Raw genomic sequence first — 15,519 nt, forward strand, 5'->3', positions numbered from 1 at the left:
CACTCGCCATCATTATGCGAAAGCAATGGTTCGGGTACTTATAAAAAAGGCCTGATTGATCAACGATCAATCCGGCCTTTTTCAGGAATGCTGCAAGCGGGCTGATTACATCAGCGGGCGGGCACGCATTTCAAAAATCAGTTTTTCAGCAGCACAGCCGAAGGTGAAGTTCACAGTAATAGATTCATCTTCGTTGGCCTTCTGCTCAATGATGCAGGCGTCATCGTTTTCAACAGCGCGAGCCAGTTCAGTCAGACGAGTCAGAATGTCTTCCTTATTGTTTCCAGCCAGAGTCATCTGGGCAACATTGTCGGACTCCTGGATGATGGTGCCAATATCCATGGTGTTGCAGGATGTGCAGGTAATATCAGTGGTGTCGGAAATGCTCATAACTGACGGCCTCGCGTTCAAAGCTTATCCATTAAGTGTTAGTCGATTATAAGACGTTCAACACAAGGTGCTACTAAGGACTTTCCGATAAACTCCTTTTCTGGTTTTTCAATAAATGTTTATTCTGGGGTGAAAGAGTCCTGTTCCACTGTGTCCAGATCCTGCCCCTCTACGCGTACCAGTTTCCCCGGCAACCGGCGGATGGGGGAGTGGATGGCTCCCTGAGGATACAGCTGGGCATCCCCCGGACCCATTGTGTAAGCCTTAATTTTACGGACGATACCAGCGTGTTCGGTTTGCTCCCACTCACTCATTTCTGTGTGCCCTGCTGCCTGCCCGTAAATGGCCCATGTCTCGCCGTGGTTATGGGGCGGAGCTTCTTTATGGTCGTTGTTGATATGGGCGCAGATACAGAAACCGAATTGCTCATCTTTATAAATGATTTTTCGCCCTTCCCAATCTTCTGTGGTGAAGCAGTCGTTAAGAAAGGCTCGATCAACAAGGCGCTTCCTGAGTGCATGGGTAATGCGCTGGCAGGCGGTATCCAGCTCGTACTTTTCTAGTGAAACCCGGCAGGTGGCAGCGAAATCAAGCACCCGGGCTGGAATGTTTTGTGGAGTCATAAAAATAATACCTGTCGGTCATAGCTGAGTGTTTACTCAATCGTAGCTTTAGAAAACAGAGTGAGCATTTCTTCTATAGAAGGTTTGATAAACAAGTGGTTAAAGAAAAAACAGTATTGAATGTTTTTTTATCACTTATTCGGTACTGTGTTTATGTTTGTGGGTATTGTAAGGAATTATTAGGTTTTTATATGTTGTAAATCAATACGTTAACTCTTTGGTATCCATTAGTTTGGTCTATGTCTGATGCAAACTCTTGATCAGGTATTGCAAGTTCTCTGGCATACACCATGAAATACATAAACAAGAGAGGGTGAAGTATAAAAATGACAATAATCAAAAAATGTAGTAAATCGTTGCTGATTGCCTCGGTGTTTATTTTCACGATAATCAGCAGTTTTGCTTTACAGGCGGGTGAATTAAAACACTTGCCGGATGGGCTGAACTGGATAAACAACAGCGATCAGTCATCATGGGCCGACCCTCAGGCTAAAAAAGGCGGTGTCTTCTATAGCCACATTGATTCCTACCCCCTGAGTCTGCGTCTGGTTGGGCCAAACACGAACGGAACCTTTGCCCGTTATGCGCGTTTAGTAGGGAATGGCACGCCTCTCGTTCAGCTTCAGCCGAACACCCGTGTTTATGTACCAGGCCTTGCCACAGAATGGGCTTTTGCCGGAGACCACAGAACCGTTTATTTCCGGCTGAACCCGCAAGCGCGGTGGTCTGATGGCAAGAAAGTCACGGCAGATGATTATCTGTACACCCTGAAGTTTATGCGCTCCAAGAACATTGTCGCCCCCTGGTACAACAACTATTACACTCAGCGGATTACCGATGTCACCAAGTATGATGATTACACCATCTCGGTCACAACCGGTCAGCAGCACGATGATTTTACCCTGCTGAGTACGGCATCTATTCCTGCACTGCCTGCCCACTTCTATGGTAATGAAGTGCCTGAGGATTACGTCAGACGTTATAACTGGCGGACACCTCCGACTACCGGTCCCTACACATTCGGCCAGCTGAGAATGGGGAATTCTATCGCTCTGGAGCGTGTGAAAAACTGGTGGGCGAAAGACCTCAAGTACTACAAGCATCGTTTTAATGCCGACCGTATTGTTTTCAATGTTATCCGTAATGATGAGGTGGCCTGGCAGCACTTCCTGAAAGGGCAGCTGGATACCTATACACTGATCCTGCCGGAGCCCTGGCATAATCGAATCAATACCAATGCGTTTACCCGATTAAGCGATAACGGATATGTACAAAAGCTGTGGTTCCTCAGCAAAGCTCCTGCAGGCTTGAATGGCTTTTTCCTGAATACTGAAGTGCCGCTGCTCAAGAACCAGAAAGTCCGCGAGGGTTTGCAGTACAGCTTTGACTTTGTGGGTATGTCAGAACGGCTGGCCTTTGGTGAATATCCTCGTATGAATACCCTGGGAGCTAACCACGGTAAGTACACCGACACCACCCTGAAAGCAGCGCCTTATGACCCTGCTCAGGCTCGCAAGCTGTTCGCTGAAGCTGGTTTTACCCGCGTTGACCGTGATGGCACGCTGATGAACAGCGAAGGGCAGCGTCTTGAGCTGTCTGTGCTGTATATGTACGCCTCTCAAGACCGCCGCATGGCCTTTTACAGGGAGCAGGCCAAAAAAGCCGGTGTCGATCTGAAACTGCAGTTCCAGCAAGGGGCAACTGGCTTTAAAGCGGTTCTGGAAAAGAACTTCGAGATTGTGCGGATGGGCTGGACAACCAACCTTATTCCGGCGTACTGGGAGTACTTCGCTTCAGAGAATGCCAAGCCTCAGACCAACAACATCACCATGACCAGAGATGACGAGCTGGACAAGCTGATTGCACAGTATCGCTCCACCATGGATGTCGAAGAAAAGGCTCAGCTCTCCCGAAATATCCAGCAGAGAGTCGCCGAGCTGGCTGTTTTTGTTCCGGGATATGTGAATCCGAACCGCCGGGAAGTGGCCTGGCGCTGGGTGAATGCCCCCTCTTTTGGGGTGACAGAGTTGTCCCAGGGTATTTTCGATATTACGGATGGCCTGTTCTGGATTGATCCTGCCAAAAAGAAAGAGACACTGGATGCGTTCTCTAAAAACAAGAAACTGACTGTTATTCCCGATATGTATGGACCCAATGTCGTGAGTGCTCAGTAACACCATATAGCCGTTCGGGAATAGCTCTCGGGGCTGTTTCCGGACGGGCTACAAAGTTATTAAAGGATGTAGCCGTCATGAGTCATTCAGAAAAGCACTCGGATGAGACTTTGCGGGTCAATAATCTGCAGGTGAATTTTCAGACAGATGAAGGGGAACTGTGTGTACTGAACAATGTCAGCTTTTCGGTCAGGAAAGGGCAAACCCTCGGCATAGTCGGGGAATCGGGGTGTGGTAAAAGCGTCACCTCTCTGGCCATTATGGGGTTATTACCCCAACCCCATGGCAGGATTGTTGAGGGTGAAGTGATTTTTGATGGCGAGGATATTTCCCGGTTTCAGGGAAAGGCAATTCGCGCCATCCGTGGTAACCGGATTGCCATGATTTTTCAGGAGCCGATGACAGCCCTGAGCCCTATTAAAACCATCGCTAAACAGATGTTTGAGGTGTATGAGCTTCATGCACCGGAGCTCTCCAAAGAGCAATGGAAACAGGAAGCCATTGCCATGCTTGGCAAGGCAGGCATTCCTGACCCGGAACGTATTCTCGGGCTGTATCCCTTTGCCTTGTCGGGTGGTATGCGACAGCGGGTTATGATTGCCATGGCACTGGCCTGTAAGCCGGATGTGCTGATTTGTGATGAGCCGACCACAGCACTGGATGTGACCATTCAGGCTCAGCTGCTGGAACTTATGCAGAGCCTGCAAAAAGAAATGGGGATGGCCATCCTGTTTATCACCCACGATCTGGGGGTGATTGCCCAGATTTGTGATGAGGTGGCGGTGATGTATGCGGGAGAAATCATCGAACAGACGGATGTTTACTCTCTCTTTGAGTCTCCCCGGCACCCTTATACCCATGGTTTGGTCAGTTCGATCCCTTCACTGAGAAATACCCCCAAAACCAAACTGAATATTATCGAAGGGCAAGTGCCGGCCCTGCACGAAATGCCATCGGGTTGCCGCTTCAGCAACCGCTGCCCCCATAGTGACGATAACTGTACCCAGCGTGCACCACAGCTGGAATCAGCCGCTACGAACCATCTGGTTGCCTGCCATAAATATAAGGTGCTCTAACTATGTCAAGAGAAGAACTCATCCGTCTGGATGATGTGTGTCAGCACTTTCCCGGCGGTAATATTTTCAGTGGACGTTACTCAGTTAAGGCAGTTGATAAGGTCAGCCTGTCTCTGAAACCCGGGGAAACCCTGGGGCTGGTCGGTGAGTCCGGATGCGGGAAATCAACCCTTGGTCGTACATTACTGCGCCTGTATAAGCCAACCGCAGGTCATGTCCATCTGGGTGACAAGAATATTACCGACCTGTCAGCCAGAAAGTTGCGCCCCCATCGCCGGCATATGCAGATGGTGCTGCAGGACCCGAAAGATTCCCTCAATGCCCGCCACACGATAGGGCTGATTATTGAGGAGCCTCTGGCCATTCATAAGCTGGGGTCGGCCAAAGAGCGCAAGCAGAAGGTGCGCGATATTCTGAAAAAGGTTGGCCTGCCGGAGTCTGTGCTTAATCGTTACCCCCATGAGCTGTCTGGTGGACAGTGTCAGCGGGTGGGGCTTGCCAGAGCGATGATCCTTGAACCGGAATTGCTGGTTTGCGATGAGGCTGTTTCGGCGCTGGATGTTTCCGTGCAATCCCAGATTATCAACCTGCTGCTGGATCTGCAGCGTGACTCCAACCTGGGCATTATTTTTATTTCCCATGACCTCTCCGTAGTGCGCCATGTGTCGGACCGTATCGCGGTGATGTATCTGGGCCGTATCGTGGAGCTGTGCAGCGCTGACCAACTCTACGAGAACCCTCTTCACCCTTATACCCAGGCGCTGTTTTCCGCGATTCCCGAAGCGGACCCCCGAACGCGCAATAAAAAGCGCATCATCCTCGAAGGCGATGTTCCCTCACCGGTGAACCCACCTTCGGGTTGTCACTTTCACAAACGCTGTCGCCATGCTCTGCCCAAGTGCAGGGAAGTCTACCCGGAACTGATTGCAACATCAGGCGGACACAGTGTGGCCTGTCACGTTGTCCATGATCCTGAACAGGGAGGGAACAACTAATGGGAGCCTATTTTTTTAAGCGTTTCCTGCTGATTATCCCCACATTTTTCGGGGTGACACTGCTGATTTTTTCCATGACCCGGGTGCTGCCCGGGGGGCCTGTCGAAACCATGCTGATGCAGGCCCAGATGGGTGGTGACGCGGGTGGCGGATTTTCTACACAAAACGACAGTGGACAGGTGCTGTCGCCCTATCAGATCGAAGAACTGAAAGCATTTTATGGCCTTGATAAACCCATCATGACGGCGTATGTCGAGTGGCTTAATAAAATCGTGCGGCTGGATTTTGGTGAATCCAACCGTTATTACCAGCCTGTGATTGACATGATTACTGAGCGATTGCCTATATCGCTGACCTTTGGTCTTGTTTCGCTGGTGCTGGGTTATCTTATCTCGATACCGTTGGGGATTGTGAAAGCCCTGAAACATAAAACCACTATTGATTTTATCACCTCGCTGGCGGTCTATATTGGCTACGTGCTGCCAACCATGGTGGTTGCTATTGCCCTGTTGACGATCTTTGCCTTCAAGCTGAACTGGTTCCCCCTGGGAGGATTCTACCCCAATAACTATGGAGAACTGACGGGGACATGGGAGCAGATAAAGGGGATTTTCCCACACGTTGTTCTGCCTCTGGCAGCCTATACCGCAGGTTCCTTCGCGTACCTGACCATGCTGATGAAAAATAATCTGATGGATAATATTTCCGCAGATTATGTGCGTACGGCCGTGAGTAAGGGGTTGTCGTTCAATCGTGCTGTTCTGCGCCACGCTGTTCGCAACAGCATCATTCCCATAGCCAGCCAGCTGGGTGGTCTGATTACCGTGTTTTTTGCCGGAAACTTCCTGGTTGAGTTGATTTTTAATATCGATGGTATTGGCCTGATGTCGTACAACGCCATTGTTGAGCGGGATTATCCGGTTGTTATGGGGCAGTTGGCGATTACCGTGTTTTTAACACTGATAGGCAATATTTTGTCGGATGTGATCGTTGCGTTTGTTGACCCACGTGTGAAGTTTGGCAACTGATTAAAGGCTGCGAGTACCATGAATTCATTAACGAAAAAAAAGCTCCAGCGGTTTCGCTCTATCAAACTGGGCTATTACTCATTCATTGTTCTTACTGTTGCCGTTGTTCTCAGCCTGTTTGCAGAGCTGTTTGTGAATAACCGGGCTGTTATGGTGCATTATAACGGCCAGTATTATTTTCCGACCTATACCGCAGTTAACAGTGGCCGAGCCTTTGGGCTGGATTATGACTATGAGGTGAATTACCGCGACCTGAAGCAACACTTTCAGGAGGAAAATAACGGGAACTATGTGATTATGCCGGTAATTCCCTGGGGAGCCTATGAAACGGATTCCATTCCCGGGCAATTCCCTCCCTATCCTCCCAGTCAGCGACATTTGTTAGGAACTGATGGCACCGGGCGGGATCTTCTGGCCAGAGTCGTGTATGGCTTTCGGGTCTGTATCCTGTTCTCCCTGATCGTGATGTTCTTCAACTATCTGCTGGGCATTACAGTAGGCTGCATGATGGGGTACTTTGGTGGGCTGACCGATCTGGTGGGGCAGCGGGTGATTGAGATACTCAGTCAGGTTCCCATGCTTTACGTGATTATGATCCTGTCCAGCGTACTGCAGCCGTCTTTTACTCTGTTTGTCTTTATCGTTGTGCTGCTGGGCTGGCTGAGTAAAACCTGGGTGACCCGTGCCCAGACTTACCGGGAGATGGGGCGAGACTATATTCTGGCTTCCAGAGTGCTGGGTGCGGGGAGCCCGCGGGTTATTTTTTCCCATGTGCTGCCTAATATCCTGTCGACCCTGATCACCATGGTGCCGTTCGATCTGATTGCCGGTATCAGCCTGCTGACATCACTGGATTATCTCGGATTCGGGCTGCCCGCCCCGACACCAAGCTGGGGGGCTCTGCTGCGTGAAGGCACGGAGAATCTGGAATCCATCTGGATTGTCAGTTCCGTCACTATCGCCATGATTGTTGTGCTGGTTATGGTGTCCTTTATCGGTGAAGCGATCCGGGAGGCATTTGACCCAAGGAAGTACACCTATTACCGGTAACACTATATCACTCCCCCTGCTCCTGATTGGACTTATGGTGGTTTTCCCTTAGTCTGTTCCGGAGACAGAGCTTTCAGGTTTCGGGGGAGTGACCTTATGGCACAGAATAAAAACCAGACTGTAACCGACGAATACGCAAGATTACGTCAAAATGTGCGCTTGATGGGGGAGTTGCTGGGTAATGCCATTAAGGGGCAGCAGGGGGAGGTATTCCTCGAAAAAATTGAGCAGATTCGTCACCTTTCCAAAACCGCACGGGCCGGTGATGACGAGGCCGCCCAGCAGCTTCTGGATTATCTCCATGGGCTGCCGGATAACGAGTTGCTACCGGTCACCCGGGCTTTTACCCAGTTTCTCAACCTTGCAAATATCGCCGAGCAGTATCACACCGTTTCCCGCCATAAAGAGCAACTCGACGGCGCGGAAGATACCCTGAATCAACTGTTTTCACGGCTGGAATCCCAGGGTGTTGATGCCGAAACCATCCATCGGCATGTGGATGAAATGGCGGTAGAACTGGTGCTCACTGCCCATCCTACGGAAGTCACGCGCCGCACGGTGATACAGAAGTTTAATGGTTTAACCCGCTGCCTGGCTCAGCTGGACCGAACAGACCAGCTGCCTCGGGAGCGGCAGGAAACCGAAACCCGCATGCAGCAGCTGGTGAGCCAGATATGGCATACCCGGGAGATCAGAGACAGTCGGCCTACCCCGGAGGATGAATCCCGATGGGGTTTTGCCACGGTTGAGTATTCTCTGTGGCGTGCTGTGCCCCGTTTTTTGCGAAAACTGGATCAGCGCCTGCAAGAGAAAACCGGCAAAGGCCTCTCCACCAATGCCATGCCTGTGCGTTTCTCCACCTGGATGGGAGGCGACAGGGATGGTAACCCCAATGTCACTGCCAGGGTTACGGAACGTGTTTTACTCAACGGGCGATGGATGGCGGCGGATTTGTTTATCCGGGAGCTGAAAGATCTCGCGAATGAACTCTCTATGCCCGGGAATAACGACTGCAGTAAAGAGCTGAATAACCTGACGGCCGGTGCCTCAGAGCCTTACCGTTTTGTGCTCCGTGAGTTGCGCCACAGACTTAAGAAAACCCGTGACTGGTGTGAAGCCCGGCTCAACGGCCAGACAGGGGATGACTCAGATATTCTCAGTCGGGATGAAGAGCTGATTATCCCCCTGCAAATCTGCTACGAGTCTCTGTGCAATTGCGGGATGGAGCTGATTGCCAATGGTGCCCTGCGGGACCTGCTCTGGCGGGCACGATGCTTCGGCCTCGGACTTGTACGGCTGGATATCCGTCAGGAAGCGGCGCGACATACCCAGGTGCTTTCGGAGTTGACCCAGTATCTGGACTTACCGGACTTTGACCGGGCCACAGAAGATGAGCGCCAGGCTTTCCTGCTGAAAGAGTTGAGTAGCCCGCGGCCACTGCTGTCTCCCCGCTGGCACCCTTCGCCGGAATCCCAGGAGGTTCTGGATACCTGCCGGGTGATTGCAAGTCAGGAGCCTGAACGACTGGGGCCTTATATTATCTCCATGGCCAGTAAGCCCTCGGATGTGCTGGCTGTGATTCTGCTACTCCGTGAGTGCGGTTGCCCCTTTGATATGCCAGTAGCGCCTCTGTTTGAAACACTGTCTGATCTGGATCAGGCGAAAGACAGTATTGAGCAGCTGCTGAATGTGCCCTGGTATCGTGACTATTCTGCTGACAAACAAATGGTGATGGTGGGCTACTCCGACTCTGCCAAGGATGCCGGGCAGATGGCCGCTGCCTGGGCGCAATATCGTGCTATGGAAGGGCTGACGGAACTGTGTAAGGAAAAGGGCGTAAGCCTGACGCTGTTTCATGGTCGCGGTGGTACCGTTGGCCGTGGAGGTGGGCCAGCTCATCAGGCGATTCTTTCCCAGCCCCCCGGTTCAGTGAATGGTCACTTGCGGGTGACGGAACAGGGGGAGATGATTCGCTTTAAGTTTGGCTTCCCCCGTATAGCCGTGGAAAGCCTGTCTCTCTATTTCAGCGCTACGCTGGAAGCGACTCTTTTGCCACCACCGGCACCAAAAGATAAGTGGCGGGAGATGATGAATCAGCTCTCTGCCGACTCTTTGAAAGTGTATCGGGGCATGGTGCGGGAAGAGCCGGAGTTTGTACCGTATTTTCGTTCAGCCACACCGGAGCTGGAACTAGGCTTACTGCCTTTAGGCAGTCGACCCACCAAGCGCAAGCCCGACGGTGGTGTGGAAAGCCTGCGGGCGATTCCGTGGATTTTTGCCTGGAGCCAGAACCGCTTAATGCTCCCTGCATGGCTGGGCAGCGGCGAGGCTTTGAGAAAGGTGGTTGAGCGTGGTCAGGAGCCTTTGCTGCAGGAGATGGTGGCTAACTGGCCCTTCTTTCGGGCGCGTCTGGCCCTGCTGGAAATGGTGTATCTGAAAACCGATACGGATATCGCCCGTTATTACGATAAGCTGCTGGTACCGGATGACTTGAAACATCTGGGTGAAAAGCTCAGAACTATGCTCAGTGATGCCATCGATATCACTGTAACCCTGAAAGGCGGCGCCTTGTTAGGGGATGAACCCTGGGTACGAAAGGCCATTGAACTGCGCAATCCTTACTCAGACCCTTTGCACTACCTTCAGGCGGAGTTGCTGTATCGCGGCCGTTCTGTTCCGGAAGCGGCGACAAAAGAGCGAGATCAGGCACTGATGGTCACCATCACCGGCATCGCGGCCGGTATGCGCAATACCGGGTAGAAACTTGAGTTGACGGGGCTGGGTGTGTATTGTTGCGCGTTTGAGCTCTGTCAGAGGGTTTTCTTCTGACGGTCAGGATTTATCCAGGAGCATAATTCATGCGTGTGATTCTGCTGGGCGCTCCAGGCGCAGGCAAGGGAACTCAAGCTCGTTTCATTACTGAGCAATACGGTATTCCACAGATATCCACTGGCGACATGCTGCGCGCAGCCATCAAGAATGAAACCCCACTGGGTTTAAAAGTAAAGGCCGTTATGGACGCCGGTCAGCTGGTGTCTGACGACATCATCATTGACCTGGTAAAAGAGCGTATTGCTCAGGATGACTGCGCCAAAGGTTTTCTGTTCGACGGATTTCCTCGCACCATCCCTCAGGCTGAAGCACTGGTGGAAGCGGGTGTGGATATCGACCACGTTCTGGAAATCGCCGTTGAAGATGAAGACATCGTTAAGCGTATGAGCGGTCGTCGTGCCCACCTGGCCAGCGGTCGTACTTACCATGTCGTTTACAACCCACCCAAGCAGGAAGGTATCGACGATGTAACCGGCGAGCCTCTGGTTCAGCGTGATGACGATCAGGAAGACACTGTTCGCAAGCGTCTGTCTGTTTACCATGAGCAGACCAAGCCTCTGGTTGGTTTTTACAACGATCTGGCAGAAAAGAATGGCACTGTGAAGTACCATGCCGTTGCGGGTGTCGGCTCCGTTGAAAGCATCACCAAGGCGGTACTGGCTGCACTGAGCGAGTAATTTCAGACTCGTTTAAGTCTTTATGAAAAAACCGCTCAGGGGTATCCTTGAGCGGTTTTTTGTTACTTTGAATCCCTATCTGATTTTGATCCCATGGCACTGATTCTTGCGCTTGATACTGCGACTGAAGCCTGCTCCGTCGCCCTGAATGATACCTCCGCAAACGGCGGGAAAGGTGAGGTTCAGGAGATCTACGAAGTGATTCCCCGTCAGCACAGTCAGCGACTGCTGCCGATGATTGATGAGCTGCTGACGGCACAGGGTGTGTCCCGCAGTCAGATTGATGCTATTGCCTTTGGTCGTGGGCCGGGGGCATTCACCGGTGTGCGTATTGCGACAGGTGTCGCACAGGGATTGGGCTGGGCTCTGGATTGCCCGGTGGTTCCTGTGTCTACCCTTGCGGCACTGGCGCAGCAGGCTTACCGGGAGCAGGGCGCTGCACAGGTTTTGTCGGCCATTGATGCCCGCATGGATGAAGTGTACTGGGGCGTGTTCTCTGAAAATAATGGCCTGATGGTGCCGGTGCAGGATGAAGTGGTCTGTGCACCGGAGCTGACGGGCAAAAGCCTGCCGGAGGGCTGGCAGGGAAAGGCGACAGGCATTGGCTCTGGCTGGATCTACCGTGATCGTATGGATGTAACTCTGGCGAATGAAATAGCCGACACCTTCCCCCATGCCGCTGATATCGCAGTGCTGGCGGCCCCCATTCTGGCAGCAGGGGATGCTGTGCCAGCCTCCCAGGCGCTGCCTGTCTACCTCCGCGATAATGTGGCACTGAAAAAGAGCGAGCGTTAATGGACTCCCTACAACTCTTTATTCTTGCGGTGATCCAGGGCATCACCGAATTTCTGCCGGTATCCAGCTCCGCACATCTGGTCTTGCCATCCCAGCTGCTGGGCTGGCCGGATCAGGGGCTGACCTTTGATGTGGCTTTGCATCTGGGCACGTTAACGGCGGTATTACTCTACTTCCGTAACGACCTGCAGGGCATCGTAAAAGACTGGTGCCTCAATACCGTGGGTAAAGGCCCGAAAACTGTGAACAGCCGACAGGGCTGGTATCTGATCTGGGCAACGGTGCCTGCGGTGATCTTTGGTGGCCTTGTGAGTGTAACCGGTGCCGATGATGCGATGCGCTCAACCGCCGTGATAGCAGCCACCACGCTGATTTTCGGTTCCTTGCTTGGTTTTGCGGATCGCCGTAAGAACCTGACTCAGCCTCTGGAAAAACTCACCTTCAAGCAAGCCATGATTATGGGTTTTGCTCAGGCACTGGCGATTATTCCCGGCACCTCCCGTTCCGGTATTACCATGACTGCTGGTTTGATGATGGGGCTGACTCGTGATGCTGCGGCCCGTTTCTCCTTCCTGATGTCTATCCCCATTATTGTGGCCGCTGGCACGTTGATGATTCTGAAGCTGGTGAGCTCCGGTGAAGTGATTCACTGGGGTGAGCTGGCCATGGGCTTTGCGGTGTCTGGTATCAGTGCCTATCTCTGTGTGCATTACTTCCTCGCGATTATCAATCGCATCGGCATGATGCCTTTTGTGATCTATCGCCTGCTGCTGGGCATTGTGTTGTTAGGCGTTCTGTTTGTCTGAACGGTAAGGTGTAAACGTGGGTACATCCCAGCTCGATATTTCTATTCTCCAAACCCCTGAGTGTGATGTGGAGAAACTGGAGAGTCTCAAACACGACACAGGTTTGTCAGTTATTGAAGCGGACAGCCCCAAAGCCATTCGTCACCAGCAGCTGATTCTCTGGTACAGCCCAAACGGCTTGGCCTTGCAGCAAACCGGTAAAGGGGCACCCGGCCCTGTGATTGTAGATTTTGTTGGCGGCGCTGTAGGCCATCGTCGTAAGTTTGGTGGCGGTAAGAGTCAGTCGATTGTGAAAGCCGTAGGGGTTGCTGATACTTCCCGTCAGCTTCATGTTCTGGATGCGACAGCAGGTTTGGGGCGGGATGCTTATGTGCTGGCAACCCTCGGCTGCCATGTCACCATGATTGAACGATCGCCTGTTGTGCGAGCTTTGCTGACCGATGGTTTGAGTCGTGCAGCAGAGGATGCTGAAACAGGAGTGATTGTTTCCCGCATGGAGCTGGCATCCGGCCATGCTCTCGAGTTAATGAATCAGTTTATTGATGGGGATCGTCACTTTGATGTCGTGTATCTGGACCCGATGTTTCCACACCGGGACAAGTCTGCGGCAGTTAAAAAGGAAATGGTTTTGTTCCAGAACCTGCTGGGGCCGGATGGTGATGCCGATGATTTGCTGGCACCTGCATTAAAGCTGGCTCAACACAGGGTTGTGGTCAAACGCCCGAAAAAGGCTCCCGATCTGAATGAACAGGAGCCTGGTTACAGACTGGAAGGGAAATCCGGACGGTTTGATATTTACCCTCTTAAAAAACTTTAACTCACTCGCTACTTTCTACTTAGAGCTGCTGCTTTGTGAAGAACAAGACTGGGAAAGTAGGGGGTGTAGTGTTCTTGCAGTACGTCCAACGTCTGTATGACCTGCTTCATCCTGTCCTCTTTTTTCTTGGCAGAGAACATTTTCTTATTGGGTTTATGCACTTCTCTGTCACTTTTACGGACAGGGAGGTCAGGATTTCTGAAGTACTCCAGTGTGGTAATCGCATCGGTGTTGCACTGCGGTAGATAGGGATCGTCGATACCCTCGAAATAAGTCATGGCACTTCTGACTTCTGAGAGATGTGAAGACAGGGTTACTATATTGTCTTTCATCAGTTTATTGGAATCGCTCACTGCGGCCCACTGATTCAGACCGTCATAGACTCTCTGGAGCTGTGTACTGGTTTCCCGGGGGATGCTTAATGGGGAATCATCGACAGTAAATAATGGGGGCAATGGGGATGCTCGCAGAGTGCTTAAGAAAGCTTTCATCCATTCTGGGAGTTCATCATGACCATAAGTATAAAGTTGCTGAATGTATTGACTGGCAACAAGCTGTTGATGCGAATCTTCTGTTACTGCAGTAAGGCCCTCTTTATGTACGGGGGGCATAGGAGGAAGTGGTAAGCCAGCCAAGTTCTCCCAGTATTCGGCCAGGAAAATGTAGGGAAGTAAGTTCTTAACACCCATGATAATCTTCCAGACCTCTCCTACGGTATTTTGCGGAAAACCATTGACGCTGACTGTGACAGGAAGAGAAGGGAGGGGTGACTGACACATTTTCCTCACTGCTACGCTTCGATCCATATAGAGTTGCCACTTTTTCTGATCAAAATGGTGAAGCTCATCCATATAAAAACTGCTGTAAAAGGGGCTGGCCTGGTTTCGGGTGTAATGCGCCATCACCTTGAATACTGCTTCTATAGCATCACACACCTGCTTTTTTACCATTCCAGACCTCATGAGCTTATTTCCAGGCTTGGTAAAATCAATACCAGTGGCATCATATTCATCGAGCCACCGAAACAGTGTTTCTCCATGTTCATTGAAATCGGGGAAAAAGTTATCAAGGGCGTTATAAATCATAGAGTCGTTGGAGGATATGTTTGCCAACCTCATGATGACGGGCGTAGGTTCCCTGCTAAGATGCCCAAAAAGCAGGTTGCTGGTTTTGCTACTGAAAAGTTGAGCAATCGTGTTAATAACCCATCTGGGCTGGTGTCTGCCTGTTGTTCTGCTTAACAACGCAAAAGATAATGTATACAGAAAGCGGGCGCTGCATAGAGGCTGGCCGAGTACGCTGGCTTGAAGGCTGAGGGATGATGTGTGCATGGTCAGGGAATCAACACTGGACATTTCCAAGATAGGTTCATCCCTGGTACTTGAGTGAGTGCTGCTGACTGAAGTGTGAGTTGGGGGATACTTCCTTTCCATAGGCATACTATCACTGTGATAACCCTGAGAAGCTGGACTGGTAGTACTTACCGATGATGTGCTAAGAGACTGTCGGGATGAAGAAGGTGAACTATTTGTAGCCTCAGAGTGGTCGGATGTGTTTCGGGATAGGCCAGTGGTATGCATTATTCCGGAATGGGTGTTTAATTTGACCGTCCAGCTCTCTTCAACAGTGATATCTGGTGCAGGAATGTAGAAGTAGCCGAACCGGTCGATGGCTGTGATCAATGGAAGAGTTTCTGTTGTTCCATCAATAAACAGGGTAGGGGTGGCCAGAGATGGGGATGATGAAGCCTGGCTCTCAGTGAGCAGAGTATGATACACCTCACCTGAGACAATTAATGAGGTGAACCATATATAAGTAGGTTGAGAGTTTTTCGGCCCTTTGCTGGGAGGGGGAGCATCAATATGAAGGGGTATCTCTCTGTCATCATCTCGCATGAAGAATGTCAGCACATAGGTTCTTTTGTCTTCGTCGCATCTCCTGGCCGATATAAGGGAAACTCGTGTTGAATTAAAAACTGGTATATCAATAGTTGACGTAAACGAGGCCGAATCAGGATTCTGTTGTTTGGAATGGTTCCGTGTTCCAACAAATAGCAAGGGTGGGCTGCTTTGTTCCTGCATCACATCTTCAAATGAAAGCTCGTCTAAGCTTTTTTGTTCATGTAAAAGTGCCTCTGCGCTTTTGAGCTGAGCACTGAAAACCAGAGTGCTGTGATTAGAATAGTAAACGGCAGGAACGTATCCAGATATACCATGAGCAAGCTGTGATAGCAGAGAAAAAACAAGCAAGGCACAA

The 15,519-nt window shown here is 51.1% G+C and carries 13 protein-coding genes; 10 read left to right on the plus strand and 3 right to left on the minus strand.

Annotated elements, in window-relative coordinates; all coding sequences use genetic code 11:
* Positions 1–105: 105 nt before the first annotated feature.
* Positions 106–390 (minus strand): DUF406 family protein, encoded by a 285-nt coding sequence (locus E1189_RS07665; RefSeq protein WP_155159443.1) that lies wholly within the window; start codon positions 388–390, stop codon positions 106–108.
* Between the two features lie 119 nt (positions 391–509).
* Entirely contained in the window at positions 510–1,013 is a 504-nt protein-coding gene (locus E1189_RS07670; RefSeq protein WP_155159444.1) for a hypothetical protein, read from the minus strand.
* A 326-nt stretch (positions 1,014–1,339) separates the two neighbouring features.
* Between E1189_RS07670 and E1189_RS07675 the strand changes: the two genes are divergently transcribed.
* From E1189_RS07675 to E1189_RS07720, 10 genes are all read left to right on the plus strand, one after another.
* Positions 1,340–3,187, plus strand: a complete 1,848-nt coding sequence (locus tag E1189_RS07675) for an extracellular solute-binding protein (protein WP_155159445.1) — start codon at positions 1,340–1,342, stop codon at positions 3,185–3,187.
* 77 nt (positions 3,188–3,264) lie between these two features.
* Positions 3,265–4,263 (plus strand): ABC transporter ATP-binding protein, encoded by a 999-nt coding sequence (locus E1189_RS07680; protein ID WP_155159446.1) that lies wholly within the window; start codon positions 3,265–3,267, stop codon positions 4,261–4,263.
* A 2-nt stretch (positions 4,264–4,265) separates the two neighbouring features.
* On the plus strand, positions 4,266–5,258 hold the full coding sequence (locus E1189_RS07685) for an ABC transporter ATP-binding protein (protein WP_155159447.1): 993 nt from the start codon (positions 4,266–4,268) through the stop codon (positions 5,256–5,258).
* On the plus strand, positions 5,258–6,286 hold the full coding sequence (locus E1189_RS07690; protein WP_155159448.1) for an ABC transporter permease subunit: 1,029 nt from the start codon (positions 5,258–5,260) through the stop codon (positions 6,284–6,286). The genes E1189_RS07685 and E1189_RS07690 overlap by 1 nt, the downstream gene beginning before the upstream one ends.
* Before the next feature lie 18 nt (positions 6,287–6,304).
* Positions 6,305–7,336 carry an ABC transporter permease subunit gene (locus E1189_RS07695; protein WP_155159449.1) on the plus strand — a complete coding sequence of 344 codons (1,032 nt, stop codon included), beginning with the start codon at positions 6,305–6,307 and terminating at the stop codon, positions 7,334–7,336.
* 96 nt (positions 7,337–7,432) lie between these two features.
* On the plus strand, positions 7,433–10,096 hold the full coding sequence (gene ppc / locus E1189_RS07700; protein WP_155159450.1) for a phosphoenolpyruvate carboxylase: 2,664 nt from the start codon (positions 7,433–7,435) through the stop codon (positions 10,094–10,096).
* A gap of 98 nt (positions 10,097–10,194) precedes the next feature.
* Entirely contained in the window at positions 10,195–10,845 is a 651-nt protein-coding gene (adk, locus tag E1189_RS07705; protein ID WP_155159451.1) for an adenylate kinase, read from the plus strand.
* Positions 10,846–10,938: 93 nt separating this feature from the next.
* Positions 10,939–11,640, plus strand: coding sequence for a tRNA (adenosine(37)-N6)-threonylcarbamoyltransferase complex dimerization subunit type 1 TsaB (gene tsaB / locus E1189_RS07710; RefSeq protein WP_155159452.1), 702 nt, complete (start codon positions 10,939–10,941; stop codon positions 11,638–11,640).
* A complete protein-coding gene (locus E1189_RS07715) occupies positions 11,640–12,446 on the plus strand; it encodes an undecaprenyl-diphosphate phosphatase (RefSeq protein ID WP_155159453.1) in 807 nt (268 codons plus the stop codon). The genes tsaB and E1189_RS07715 overlap by 1 nt, the downstream gene beginning before the upstream one ends.
* 16 nt (positions 12,447–12,462) lie before the next feature.
* On the plus strand, positions 12,463–13,263 hold the full coding sequence (locus tag E1189_RS07720) for a class I SAM-dependent methyltransferase (protein WP_329601940.1): 801 nt from the start codon (positions 12,463–12,465) through the stop codon (positions 13,261–13,263).
* Between the two features lie 8 nt (positions 13,264–13,271).
* Here the strand turns inward: E1189_RS07720 and E1189_RS07725 are convergent, their stop codons facing one another.
* A complete protein-coding gene (locus tag E1189_RS07725) occupies positions 13,272–14,375 on the minus strand; it encodes a hypothetical protein (RefSeq protein ID WP_155159454.1) in 1,104 nt (367 codons plus the stop codon).
* Positions 14,376–15,519: the final 1,144 nt, after the last annotated feature.

It is taken from the genome of Parendozoicomonas verongulae (genome assembly GCF_009711465.1).
Classification (GTDB): Bacteria; Pseudomonadota; Gammaproteobacteria; order Pseudomonadales; family Endozoicomonadaceae; genus Sansalvadorimonas; species Sansalvadorimonas verongulae.

What these genes read in the sequence shown, in the direction of transcription:
- E1189_RS07690 (WP_155159448.1), top strand. Translation starts at nt 5,258, where the DNA reads ATGGGAGCCTATTTTTTTAAGCGTTTCCTGCTGATTATCCCCACATTT.
- E1189_RS07685 (WP_155159447.1), top strand. Translation starts at nt 4,266, where the DNA reads ATGTCAAGAGAAGAACTCATCCGTCTGGATGATGTGTGTCAGCACTTT.
- tsaB (WP_155159452.1), top strand. Translation starts at nt 10,939, where the DNA reads ATGGCACTGATTCTTGCGCTTGATACTGCGACTGAAGCCTGCTCCGTC.
- E1189_RS07680 (WP_155159446.1), top strand. Translation starts at nt 3,265, where the DNA reads ATGAGTCATTCAGAAAAGCACTCGGATGAGACTTTGCGGGTCAATAAT.
- E1189_RS07675 (WP_155159445.1), top strand. Translation starts at nt 1,340, where the DNA reads ATGACAATAATCAAAAAATGTAGTAAATCGTTGCTGATTGCCTCGGTG.
- E1189_RS07665 (WP_155159443.1), bottom strand. Translation starts at nt 390, where the DNA reads ATGAGCATTTCCGACACCACTGATATTACCTGCACATCCTGCAACACC.
- E1189_RS07715 (WP_155159453.1), top strand. Translation starts at nt 11,640, where the DNA reads ATGGACTCCCTACAACTCTTTATTCTTGCGGTGATCCAGGGCATCACC.
- ppc (WP_155159450.1), top strand. Translation starts at nt 7,433, where the DNA reads ATGGCACAGAATAAAAACCAGACTGTAACCGACGAATACGCAAGATTA.
- E1189_RS07670 (WP_155159444.1), bottom strand. Translation starts at nt 1,013, where the DNA reads ATGACTCCACAAAACATTCCAGCCCGGGTGCTTGATTTCGCTGCCACC.
- adk (WP_155159451.1), top strand. Translation starts at nt 10,195, where the DNA reads ATGCGTGTGATTCTGCTGGGCGCTCCAGGCGCAGGCAAGGGAACTCAA.
- E1189_RS07695 (WP_155159449.1), top strand. Translation starts at nt 6,305, where the DNA reads ATGAATTCATTAACGAAAAAAAAGCTCCAGCGGTTTCGCTCTATCAAA.